This window comes from Streptomyces sp. A0592, assembly GCF_004795115.1.
Classification (GTDB): domain Bacteria; phylum Actinomycetota; class Actinomycetes; order Streptomycetales; family Streptomycetaceae; genus Streptomyces; species Streptomyces erythrochromogenes.
On record NZ_SSBM01000048.1, the window covers coordinates 1 to 12,077 of the forward strand.

The 12,077-nt window shown below is 71.6% G+C and carries 8 protein-coding genes; 2 read left to right on the plus strand and 6 right to left on the minus strand.

All coding sequences use genetic code 11. From position 1 onward, the window contains the following. The coding region (locus E6U81_RS35510; RefSeq protein ID WP_136234127.1) for a tetratricopeptide repeat protein at positions 1 to 2,249 on the plus strand (2,249 nt) is incomplete at its 5' end. Here E6U81_RS35510 and E6U81_RS35515 read toward each other — a convergent pair. The 3 genes from E6U81_RS35515 to E6U81_RS35525 form a co-directional block, all read right to left on the minus strand. Continuing rightward, a complete protein-coding gene (locus E6U81_RS35515) occupies positions 2,233 to 2,436 on the minus strand; it encodes a hypothetical protein (protein ID WP_136234128.1) in 204 nt (67 codons plus the stop codon). The two genes, E6U81_RS35510 and E6U81_RS35515, sit on opposite strands and share 17 nt — an antisense overlap. A 233-nt stretch (positions 2,437 to 2,669) precedes the next feature. After that, on the minus strand, positions 2,670 to 2,885 hold the full coding sequence (locus tag E6U81_RS35520; protein ID WP_136234129.1) for a DUF6243 family protein: 216 nt from the start codon (positions 2,883 to 2,885) through the stop codon (positions 2,670 to 2,672). A 260-nt stretch (positions 2,886 to 3,145) separates the two neighbouring features. Beyond that, positions 3,146 to 4,456, minus strand: coding sequence for a hypothetical protein (locus E6U81_RS35525; protein ID WP_136234130.1), 1,311 nt, complete (start codon positions 4,454 to 4,456; stop codon positions 3,146 to 3,148). Between the two features lie 199 nt (positions 4,457 to 4,655). Here E6U81_RS35525 and E6U81_RS35530 point away from each other — a divergent pair, with 199 nt between their 5' ends. Then, positions 4,656 to 5,495, plus strand: coding sequence for a hypothetical protein (locus E6U81_RS35530; protein WP_136234131.1), 840 nt, complete (start codon positions 4,656 to 4,658; stop codon positions 5,493 to 5,495). 92 nt (positions 5,496 to 5,587) lie between these two features. On the opposite strand, the gene E6U81_RS35535 is transcribed toward E6U81_RS35530, so the two are convergent. From E6U81_RS35535 to E6U81_RS35545, 3 genes are all read right to left on the minus strand, one after another. Continuing rightward, a complete protein-coding gene (locus tag E6U81_RS35535; protein ID WP_136234150.1) occupies positions 5,588 to 7,324 on the minus strand; it encodes a BCCT family transporter in 1,737 nt (578 codons plus the stop codon). Positions 7,325 to 7,592: 268 nt separating this feature from the next. Further along, positions 7,593 to 9,917: an FG-GAP-like repeat-containing protein gene (locus E6U81_RS35540; protein WP_136234132.1), complete on the minus strand. Its 2,325-nt coding sequence runs from the start codon at positions 9,915 to 9,917 to the stop codon at positions 7,593 to 7,595. Between the two features lie 77 nt (positions 9,918 to 9,994). Continuing rightward, a complete protein-coding gene (locus tag E6U81_RS35545) occupies positions 9,995 to 12,001 on the minus strand; it encodes an RICIN domain-containing protein (RefSeq protein WP_136234133.1) in 2,007 nt (668 codons plus the stop codon). Positions 12,002 to 12,077: the final 76 nt, after the last annotated feature.

Below are 12,077 nucleotides of genomic sequence, written 5' to 3' on the forward strand. Positions count from 1 at the left end.
CCCGGATGCGGGGCGGGGCCCCGGCCGCGGTGTCCGGGGCTGCCGCGGCGCCCGACCCCGCGCACGGGCAGGGGCCGGAGCGGGGGCAGGCGCCGGCCGCGGCCGGGTACGTCCGGCCCGCCCAGCTCCCCGCCGACATCGCCGACTTCAGCGGCCGTGCCGCCGAACTCACCGCCCTCACCGGCGTCCTGAGCGACCCGGCCCGCACCGCCCTGGCCGTCGCCGCCGTCAGCGGGATGGGCGGCATCGGCAAGAGCGCCCTGGCCCTGCGGGTCGCGCACCACGTCAAGGACGCCTACCCCGACGGCCAGCTCTATGCCGACCTCCGCGGCACCGGCAGCGACCCCGCCGACCCCGGCACCGTCCTGGCCAGCCTGCTCGGCGCCCTCGGCGTGCCCCGCCGTGAGGTACCGCCCTCGGCGGAGGACCGCGCCCGGCTCTTCCGTACCGTCCTGGACGGCCGCCGGCTGCTCCTGCTGCTCGACGACGCCCGGGACATCGCCCAGGTCAAGCCGCTGCTGCCGGGCGCCGCGGGCTGCGCCGTGGTCGTCACCAGCCGGGCCCGCCTGGGCGGACTGCTGTCGGGACGCCACGTCCAGCTCGAGGAGTTCACCCCGGAGGAGGCGCTCGGGCTGCTGCGCCAGATCGTCGGCGCCGACAGGGTCGACCGGGAGGAGGAGGCCGCGGCCGCGCTGGTCGAGGCCTGCGCCCGGCTGCCGCTGGCGGTCCGCATCGTCGCCGCCCGCCTCGCAGCCCGGCCCGGATGGACCGTCGCGCACCTGGTGGCCCGCCTCGCCGACGAGCGGCGCCGGCTCACCGAACTGCGGGCCGACGACCTCGCCGTCGCCGCCGTCTTCGAGCTGGGCCACCGCCAGCTGACCGGGCCCCAGGCGAGCGTGTTCCGCCGGCTCGCCCCCGTCTCCCGGCCCGGCATCGGGCTCGCCGCGGCGGCCGCCGCCCTGGACCTGGCCGAGCCGGAGGCCGAGGAGCTGCTCGAAGCCCTGGTCGACGCCGCCCTCCTCGAATCACCGGCGCCGGGACGCTACCGCCACCACGAGCTCGGTCGGGACTTCGCGCTCAACCTGCCCGCTCCGGCCGGTGAGTTCGGCCCGCCGGTGCAGCACCGCCTCCTGCACCACCTGCTGGGCATGGCGGCCGAGGCCTTCCAGTGGATGATTCCCGGGGACCCGGTCCACCGCTCGATCGTCGCGGCGGCCGCCGAACCGGGGGAGGGGCGGCTCGCGGACCTGACCGGGGCCCGCGACTGGGTCGTCGCGGAGTTCGACTGCGCGCTGCACGCCGTCCAGCTCGTGGTGCGGCGTCCGGACGCCGCGGACACGGAGCCGCTGACGATGGCCGCCGACCTGCTGGTCGCGCTCAGCTCCTTCGGGCAGGACATCCCGTACGCGCGGATCACCGCGACCGCCGCCGAACTGGCCCGGGCCGCGACGCTGCGCGGCAACGACCGCGCGGCCGGGCGCGCCCACTTCCTGATCGGGAACGCGGCGCTCCAGGCCACCGATCTGGGCCGGGCCCGCGCCGCCTCCGAGCTGGCCGTGCGGGCCTGCCGCCGGGCGGGCGACCGGGCGATCCTGCAGCAGGCGTACAACGACCTCGGCGTGATCGCCCAGTTCGAGCACCGCTTCGGCGAGGCGGCCGAGTGCTTCGACGAGGCGCTCGTCCTGGCGGAGGAGCAGGGCCACCGCTCGGGCGCCCTGACGATCACCCTCAACGCGGCCCTGGCCCGCGTCCGCGGCGGCCGGGCGGCCGAGGCGCTGCCCGCGTGCGAGGAGGCCCTGGAGGCGCTGCGGGAGATGGCCGACCACCACGGAGTCGCCCACGCGCTGTGCGTGCGCGGGCAGGCCCTGCACGAGCTCGGTCGGCTGGAGGAGGCGCTGGCCGCGTACGAGGAGTGCCTCGACCTGTGCGACGCGGTCCGGATCCCGGGCCAGCGCGCGCAGGCCGACTACCGCTGCGCCCGGACGCTGAGCGACCTCCGCCGGCCCCGGGAGGCGCTGGCGGCCTCCGCCCGGGCCGTGGCCCATCTGCGCGAGGTGCCGGGCCGGGGCCGGGACCGCGGATACGCCCTGCTGATCCACGCCGGGGTCTGCCTGGCGGCGGGCCGGCGCGAGGAGGGGCTCAGGCACGCGGGTGAGGCGCTGGAGGTGTTCGAGCGGGCGGGCCTCCCGGAAGCCGCGGAGGCCCGCGTCCTGCTGGAAAGGGGCGTGGCGGTCAGGCTCGGCTGTTGAACTCGTTGTGGTCCACGCGCGGGCGGGGCACGGCGCCGTCGCCGGCCGAGACGCTCGTGCTGCGGTCCGCCGTGAGGACGGGGGCGCCGGCGGTGGCACCGACCGCGACCAGCGCGACCAGCGCGACGAGCGCGGCGGGGACGAGGAGGGCCGGACGGCGCGTGACGGACGTGCGGATGTGCGGCACGGTGGATCCTGTCTTTCGGTCCAGGTGCCGTGTGCGGCCCCTGGCTGGCTTGCGGGCTGTTCTGCCGAGGAGACTCGCAGCAGTCCATCTACGTTTCATATACGCGGGCTCCCCGGCCACCGGGCCCTGGCCCCGGAGGCCGCATTCCGGGGCACGAGGGATACCGGTGAGCTCGCCCGCGCAGCCGGGAAATGCGCCGTCCCCGCAGGTGGGCCCTGGTCCCGCGCGGTGCGTCAGCCCTGCGCGGTGTCGTCGTTCGGCTGCGCGGCGGCCTCGGCCCCGCGTGCTTTCTCGCGCATCTTGCGCACCAGCTCCGCCTTCTTGTCGGCGGCACCCTTGCGGTCGAGGTTGCGGTGCGGGCCGTTGTTCTGCCGTTCGGCGCGGGACAGCTTCTTGCGCTGGCCGCCGCCCTGGCCCACGGGGTTGTTGATGTTCTTGCTGTCGGTCACGGTTTCTCCCGGTGGTGATGTGGAGTGATCTACGGATGCATCGGTGGGGGGACGGGCGGCGGCGTCCCAGGACGCCGGCAGGGGCCCATCACGCCCTCACTCGTAGATCGGCCTCTGGAAGAACATGACCACGACGGTACCCGGTTCCGCCGGCCCCGCGCGCCAGCCCTTTCGCCAGCCCTTTCGCCGCCCCGACGTCGGCCGGACCTGCGGCGAGCGCCCGGGACCAGCGGTTCCTTCCCTGAGCGCGCCCGCGCCTCCTACTCGGGCAGCGCCGGGAACACGATCACCGAGCCCTCCTTGTCGCGGGCCATCTCGATCGCCACGTCTGTCGTGCGGCTGCTGACCGTGACGCCGTCACCCAACCTGTGGATCCGGTGTGCCGCGCTCATGAGGCGATCGACTTCACCGGTCGTGAAGACGGGTCGCAAACCGTTCGGTCGTGCCAGTTCCAGTGCCGACAGGCGTAGCAGGACAGCGGCGATGCTCGACTCCAGTTCGTCGAGGCGCTGCTGATCGCGCTTGAGTGCGCGGGTGAAGTTCTCGAAGGGATTGCCGGGGTCGCTCTGGGCGTGCTCGACGGCCTGGAGGACAACCACCCGTCGCTTCAGCGCGACAGCCAGAGAAGCCAGTTCGAGGTGGGTGCGGAACGTGCCGCCGTCGTCGTCGATGCCGGGGAACGACTTGGTCAACGTGCCGAGTTCGACGGCCTCACCCTCGGGCAGTCCGTCCAGTGCGCTCTGCCATCGGGCAAGGCGGCGGTCGGCTTTGCCCAGCGCCGTGTTGATGGCGTGCACCGCCGAGTCGAGTCCCAGCGAGAGACCGGGCCTGCCCTGGTCGAGCAGAATGGCAGTGGCCTTGTCGATGGCGTCCCGGCAGCCGTCGAGTTCACTGTGCTCGTCCTCGAGCTTGTCCTCCTGCAGTTGTTCCAGCAGCTTCGTGATGTGCTCGATGGCCTTCTGGCGCTTTCGGTCGGCGTGCGCGCTCACCCCCACCGCGACGGCCATGAGCACGAGCGGAGCGGCCACCGTGAGTGCCGTCCCGCCGGCGGCCGCGACGCCGGCGCTCGCACCGGCCCCGCCGGCCGTGCCCACCGCTGCCGCCCCTCCGACCGGCACGAACCTCGCCTGGGCGGTGATCCTGCCCGTCGAGTTCACGAGGGCACCGTGGAAGCCGCCCGCCGCCCCCTTCGCCACCATCGGGCGAACGATGCCCTGGCCGAACCGGGCGGCGACCTTCGCCGGGACCACCATGCGGTACAGACCCTCGCCGGAACCGGTTGCTCTGGCCACCGTAAGGGAACTTCGCGCCGATTGAGTGATGAACTGTGACAGGTGCTGGGCCAGCGGACTCGCGGCGTCGAGCGGGATGCCACGGCTGCGGTCGATCTTCTCGGGCAGCGGATGCACCTCGAGAGTGACGATCGGCTCGTCGGCCAGGACGGCCAGCACTCCGCGCAGTTCAGCCAGGCGCTCAGCCGTCATCGACTCGCCCGCGGCCAGACCCGGCACTCGGACATCAGCGGTCGCCAGCGTCCACACGGGCACGGTGGTCCTGCGGTCGTCGGTCATCGTCTCCCCCTCTTGTCCGACAGCAGCCTACGTCTGAGATCGAGCGGGAACGGCGCTCGTGGTCATCCTCTGCCGACCACGACGCTGACGCATCGTTGTCATGACGGTCGACGCCTCGGCCCAGCGCGCCCAGGTCATCGCATGACGGGCATGAAGTCTCTCGGACGAGGGGAAGGACAGGGGGACCTGGGGAGGGACCATGGACAGCACACCGCCTGAATCTCGCACCTTGCTGAGCAGATTCCGCATCGCCCTTGCCATCTGCATTCTCCTGGCGGGATTGAGCCTGGCCCTGGTCTCCAACGGCCGTGACGGCTTCGGCTGGTCCGTGCTCAACGAGCTCGCTGTCTTCGCCGCCGCCGGTGTCGCCATCCCCTTCTACTACGACCTTTTTCTGCGTGACGCCGAACGGCAGCGGTTCCTCGGAGAGATGAACCAGCTGCTCGATGAGAGGCTGCCGGTCCATGAGGGCGCCCGCGGATTGACCGTTCACGCCCAGGGACGCCCGTCGCCGACGGAGAAGGCGGCGTTCATCGCCGGCGCGCATTCCGAGATCATCGAAGTCGGAATCTCGCTGCGCAGCCTGGCGAGCTTGTTCGTCTCACGTCCCGAGCGGGATTTCACCGCACCGGTACGCCAGCTCCTGAGCAGGGGCGTGAACATCACCTACGTCGTGGCGGACCCCGACTCGGTGCTGTTCGGGGAGTACAGCCGGAGCATCGGAGACCCCCGCTTGCCGCAGCGGGCGTCCGACTCCGCTCGCCAGCTGCTGGAGATCGCCCGGCGATTCGAGTCCGAAGGACACCGCGGAGGGCTGACGGTGCGCTTCACCCGACAACTGCCTACCTCTTACATCAGCATCGTGGACCCTGATTCCGAGACGGGCCGCTGTCGGACTTCCCCCTATCTGGCGGGCGTACGCAGGTCCGACTCGCCCGTGCTCGACATTGCGCGGAGCACGCAGCCTGAACTGTTCGAACGTTACTCGACCTATGTGCGGACGACCCTGACCGACAGCACACCGGTGGACTTTCCGTGAGCAGCGGCGGACTGCAGTGTTGCTGACGAACCGCTCCCCGTGAGGCGGCGTGCCCCGGCCGGAAGCACTACCGCCGCGCGCCATCGGGCCGGTCAGCTGGCTTCAGGTGGCGTGGGCGGGGTTCCGGGGTCGTCCCTGCGATCGCTGTCGGCCTTCTTCGCCCCGGGTGCCTCGTCCTGCGCCGGTCCGATGCGGATCTCGAAATCGCCCGCGTACTTCTCGTGGCCCGCGATCACGGCTTCCTCCATCGCCTCCTCCGCGAGCTCGCCCCGCACGATGAGCGGGTCCTTGCGCAGGTCCCGCAGGAGGGCCCAGCACATGCCGATCATCACCAGGACGAAGGGGGCCGCGACGAGGATCGTCAAGTGCTGCAGCCCCGCGAGGGCGTCGCCCTTGCCCTCCCCGACCAGCAGCATCACGGCCGCCACACCACCGGTCACCACCCCCCAGAAGACGACGATGAACCGGGCGGGTTCGAAGGATCCCCTCTGGGAGAGGGTGCCCATCACGATCGAGGCCGCGTCGGCGCCGGAGACGAAGAAGATGCCGACCAGGACCATCACGAGCAGGCTCATCACGCCGGCGATCGGGAACTCCTGGAGCACGCCGAAGAGCTGGGCCTCGGGCGTGGTCGCGTCGGCGAGGTCGCCCTGCTCCTGCAACCGCATGGCCGTACCGCCGAAGACGGCGAACCAGACCAGGCTGACGGCGCTCGGCACCAGGATGACACCGCCGATGAACTGGCGGATCGTCCGGCCCCGGCTGATGCGGGCGATGAACATGCCGACGAACGGTGTCCAGGAGATCCACCAGGCCCAGTAGAAGACCGTCCAGCTGCTCAGCCAGTCGGCGACGTCCCCGCCGCCCGTGGACGCCTCGGTGCGCCCGACCAGCTGGGGCAGCTCGTCGAAGTAGGCGGCGAGGGAGGTGGGGATCAGGTCGAGGATCAGGATCGTGGGGCCGACGACGAAGACGAAGACCGCGAGGGTCACGGCCAGCACCATGTTGATGTTGGACAGCCATTGGATGCCCTTCTCCACGCCGGAGACGGCGGAGAAGACGAAGCACACCGTCAACACGCCGATGATGGTGACGAGCAGCCCCGTCCCGGCCTTGCCCAGCCAGCCCACCTCCTGCATGCCGCTGCCGATCTGGAGCGCACCGAGGCCCAGGGAGGTGGCGGAGCCGAACAGCGTGGCGAAGATCGCCAGGATGTCGATCACCCGGCCGGGAGCGCCCTCCGCCCGTTCCTTCCCGAGGAGCGGGACGAAGACGGCGCTGATCGTCTGCCGCCGGCGCCGCCGGAAGGTGCTGTACGCGATGGCCAGGCCGACCACCGCGTAGATGGCCCACGGGTGCAGCGTCCAGTGGAAGAGCGTGGTCGCGAGCGCCGTCTGCATGGCGTCCGCCGCGTCGGCGGGGTCGGTGCCCGGCGGGGGATCGGTGTAGTGCGCGAGGGGTTCGCTGACGCCGTAGAACATCAGGCCGATGCCCATGCCGGCGCTGAACATCATGGCGACCCAGGAGACCGTGCTGAACTCCGGCTTCTCGTGCTCCTGACCCAGCTCGATCCGCCCGTACCGGCTGATGGCGAGCCACAGCGCGAAGACGACGAACCCGGAGGCGGCCAGGACGAAGGCCCAGCCGGCGTTGTGCATCAGGCCGTTCAGCAGGGTGTCGGAGACGCTCTCCAGCGTGCTGGTGGCCGTGACTCCCCAGAGGACGAATCCGAGGGTCAGGACCGCGGTCACGCCGAAGACCACCCGGTCGGTGACGGGCGCCGCGTCCTCGTGCGGATGGGCACCGGGCAGGGCCGCCTTCACGGGCAGCCGCAGCCGCTGCCTCCGTTTGCGTTCCTCCTGGGACACGGGCGGCACCTTTCGCAAGCACGGACCGATTTGGCCTCGTGTATCCCGTATCACGACGTGCACACCTGTCCCTGCACCAACAGGCCTCCAACGGGTGCCGCTGTCCGCCCGGTTACGCCGCACGGGTGTCGCGCAGGTGCGTCACGAGGCGCGCCCGCCAAGAAGCCCGCCGTCCGATCCCGGAGTGGGGGCGGACGGCGGGCGGTGATCCCGGACCCGGGGGTGGCGATCAGGCGCCGCTGGCGACCTTGCCGAGGTCGATCCAGCCGTTGCCGCCGGCGGGGTCGCCACCGTTCCAGGCGAGGACGGAAGCGCTGCTGCCGGCGCCGGCGAGGACGTAGTCGGCGTGCGTGTCGGCGTTGAAGTCGACGAACTGGACCTTCGTCTGGTCCGTGGTTCGTCCGCCGGTGATCCGGCCGACGACGTTCCAGCCGTTGTCCGGGACGACGTCGCCGCCCCGGTTGAGGTGGAGGTCGACCTTGCCGTCGGGCTTGACGGCGTAGTAGTCGGCCTTGCCGTCGCCGTCGCCGTCGGCGAACCGCACCCGGCCGGGGTCGGTGGTGGCGCCCGTCGTCACACGTCCGACGCCCTGCCAGGGGGCGACCTGGTCGCCGCCCCGGTTGAGGAAGACGTCGACGGCTCCCGTGTCGTTGAAGAAGAGGTAGTCGGTGCGGCCGTCGCCGTCCCAGTCGGCGAAGCGGACCTTGGCGGGGTCCGTGGTGAGGCCGGTGGCGACCTGGCCGAGGGGTTTCCACGGCGCGACCCTGTCGCCTCCGCGGTTGAGCCATACGTTCACAGAGCCGTTGGCGTTGACGACGAGATAGTCGGCCTTGCCGTCCCCGTCGAAGTCGGCCAGACGGACCCGGGAGCGGTCGGTGGTCGTACCGGCCGCGACCTGGCCCATGCCCTGCCAGCCGTTCGCACCGGCAGGGTCGCCGCCGCGGTTCAGCCACACGGACACGGCCCCGTTGTCGGCGACGGTGATGTAGTCGGGCTTGCGGTCCCCGTCGAAGTCCGCCCAGCGCACGCGGTCGCTACCGCCGGCCTCGTTCACCGCTGCGGAGGGACGCGGGTCGGCGGGCAGGGTTCCGCTGGCCCAGAGGGCGCCGCCCTTGCCCTCGCCGCCTTCCTTCCTGTAGACGACGAGGTTGCCGTCGTTCTGGAAGGTCAGGTACGCACCGGGGTTGCCGAAGGTGGCCGTCGACCAGTAGGAGTTGCCGGTCGCCTCACCGCCGCCCTTGCGGTAGGCGACGAGATTGCCGTCACGCTGCATGGAGAGGTAGGAGCCGTCGCCGCCGGCGGCGTCGGAACTCCACACCTGCTTGGCCTGGTTCTTGTCCCAGATGTACAGACGCCCGTCGGCGGCCATGACCAGGATCCTGTGGGGGCTGTCGGCCCAGAAGCCGGCCGGGAGGCGGCCGTCGCCGGGCAGGGTGTTCGGGCGCATTGCCGTCTCCGACGACCACAGGCCGCCGCCGGTGCCCTCGCCTCCGTCCTTCCTGTGGACGACGAGGTTGCCGTCGTTGTGGAAGCGCAGGTAGGCGTCCGCGTTGCCGAAGGTGGCGGTGGACCAGAGGTGGCCGCCCCTGCCGTCCCCGCCGTCCTTCTTGTAGACGACGAAGTTGCCGTCGGCCTGCATGATCGCGTAGGCGCCCGGGTTGCCGTAGGTGTTGGAGGACCACAGCGCGGCGCCCTTACCCTCACCACCGCTGTTGTGGTAGATGACCAGGTTGCCGTCGGCCTGCATGGAGAGCTTGAGGTTCTTGCCGACGAGAGTCGTACCCGACCCGATGGTCTGGCCGGGGCGGATCAGCATCGGATCGGTCACCGTGGCGATCCACTGGCCGAGGTCGTCGGTGCGGGCGGAGATGGCACCGGTGCGGGTCTCGGCGGGGTCGGTGCCGAGGCAACCGCCCTGCCAGGAACGGCTGTTGACTCCGACGAGCTCGCCGGCCGCGTTCAGGAGCGGGCCGCCGGTGTCGCCCTTGCAGAGCGCGTCGCCACCCTTGCCCGTGATCGCCAGGGTAGTGGCGTCGGCCGAGGCGACCGCGAACGTGCCGGTGTGGAGCCTGCCGGGCACCCACTCGGTCTTCGTACGGCCGAAACCGGCGGCGGTGAGGTCAGCTCCGGCGGCGGGGACGGCGGCGGCGGTCTTGACCGTGGCCGCACCCCGGGCGGGTATGCGCAGACGGGCCAGAACCACGTCACGATCAGTGCGCGGAACGAGTTCGGCCACTTCGAGGGCGCGGCCGTCCGCGAGGGTGACGGTCGACTTCGCCGCGGGCTCTCCGCCCGGCACCGGTCGGCCCGCGGTGGCGGCGAAGCAGCTGGCGGCGGTGGCGATCCACCACTCGTTGACGAGCGCAGCGGTGCAGGCACGGCCGGTGGCCGCGTCGCCGACGTTCAGCCTGACGACGGAGGCGAACTGGCCGTTGGGGGCCCCGGGGCCGGTGAGGGCCTGGGCCGGTGGGGCCGATGTGAGACCGGCCGCGACGGCTGTGGCGGCCGCGAGCAGGCCGGTCATCCGCGCGGTCCGCGGACGGGGAGCAGACATGTGTGTTCCTTGAAGCGGTGGGCCGGCCCGTCCCGCCACCACGGCGAGAAGGACCGGCCGGCGTGGGAGGGCGCTGGTTACAGGTGCCAGCTCTGGGTCGCGAAGGACGGGTCGGAGTGGTGCGCCCACTGCTGGGCGGGGGCGCCGTTGTCCTTGCTGGAGTCGCTGATCTCCAGGGTCTTGCCGCTGTTGACGTTGGTGATGTTCAGGCTGACGGTGCTGCCGGCCCGCTTGATCGTCCAGAGCATGGTGGGGATGTCGCGGCAGGTGTACTGCTGCGCGCGGGCCCCGTTGTCCTTGCTGGAGTTGATGATCTCCAGGCACTTGCCGCTGTTGACGTTCACGATCTGGTGGACACCGGCGGTGGCCGTCGGGCGGAACTCCCACTTCGCGCCGGGCTGCGTGCCGCAGGTCCACTGCTGGGCGATGGCACTGTTGTCCTTGCTGGAGTTGACGATCTCCAGGCACTTGCCGCTGTTCGCGTTGCGGATCTGACCGCCGGCGGGCAGGGGGAAGGGCGAGGGCCAGGCGTTGGCGCCGAGGGCCACGGCACCCTGGCCGTTGCCCTTGTAGAAGTTGAAGCGCTGCTGGTTGCTCCACAGGCCGCCGAGGTCGGTCCTGCCGTCGCCGTCGAAGTCACCGGCCAGCATGACGGGCATGTTGTTCCACGTCTTGTCGGGCCACATCGAGGCGCCGGCGTCGAGACCGCCCGCGGCGTTGCCGCTGTAGCGGCGCAGGGCGCCGTCGGGGGCGATGGCGACGACGTCGTCGCGGCCGTCGTTGTCGAGGTCACCGGAGGCGATCTTCTGGATGCCCAGCCAGGTGTTGTCCGGCCACATCTTCCGGCGCTCGCCGGTCAGCACGCCGTCGGGACCGGTGGAGTAGGCGTGGAGCGACCCCTTGGCGTCCCCCGCACCCCAGACGGCGAGGAGCCCGTCGCGGCCGGAGCCCGTCGCCCGGTACCGCTCCAGCTGGCGCATGGCGTCCCAGTTGGTGCTCCCGCCCGTCCACATCACCTTGCCGGCGGCCAGGCTGCCGTCGGGGCGTCCCGCGTACAGGCGCAGAGCGCCGTCGCTCCAGACGGAGGCGATGTCGGTGTACCCGTCGCCGTTGAAGTCACCCCCGATGATCTTTTTGGCGGGGGCCCAGGTGCCGTCGGCCCGCCACAGGGGGCGGCCGTACTCGAAAGTGCCGTCGGGGCGGCCGGCGAACGTATGGAGGTTTCCGTCGGTGGTGACGGCCGCGACGTCACTGCGGCCGTCGTTGTTGAAGTCACCCGAGGCGATCACGTCGGTGACGTTGGGCACGAGGGCCGCGAGGCGTACCGCAGGTGTGGTCCTGCGCACCTGGTCCACCCAGGCCGCGATGTCGTCGACACGGACGGCGAGCGCCCCGGTGCGCGTCTCGGCCGGATCGGTTCCCAGGCATCCGCCCTGCCAGGAGCGTGAGTTGACCGCGGCAAGCTCCAGGCCGCCGTCCTTCATGCGAAGGGCCGGGCCACCGGTGTCGCCCTTGCAGACCACCGCATCGCCCGAGGCGTCCAGTCCGAGCGCACCGCCTTCGGCGGAGGCCACGGTGAAGGCGCCCGTGTGCGCCTTGTCCGGGACCCATTCCGACTTCGTGCGCCCGAACCCGAGTGAGGTGAGCGTCTCACCGATCGCCGGGGCCGTGGTGGCGACCTTGACCGGTTCCACCCCGACGACCCGCCAGCCGAGTCTGACCATCACCAGGTCCCGGTCCGTGTGGGGTACCAGTTCCACGGCATCGACAACGGTGCCCGTGGACTGGGTGAGATCGGTGCGGCCCACGGTCACCGTCGTCTTCGCGGCTGGCTTGCCGGCCGGTACCGGTGCGGAGCCGTTGCGGAAGCAGGACGCTGCGGTGATCACCCACTGGGCGTCGACCAGGGCGCCTGAACAGGATGCTCTGTCACCGATGTTGAGCTTCGCCGTGAAGGCGTGGCCGGTGCCGGGGGCGTCGCTCCCGTTGAGGGCGAGGGCGGGACTTGCGGCGAGAAGGCCGGTTCCCACCGAGGTGGCGATCAGCGTGGCAGCCCACGCGACGCGTGAACCGTTTGCGGGCATGTCGATCCTTATGGTGTGGGGCTGCGTCCCGTCCGCGCCGGGGGAGAGGGCCGCGGCGCGGACGGGTCGGCGATGC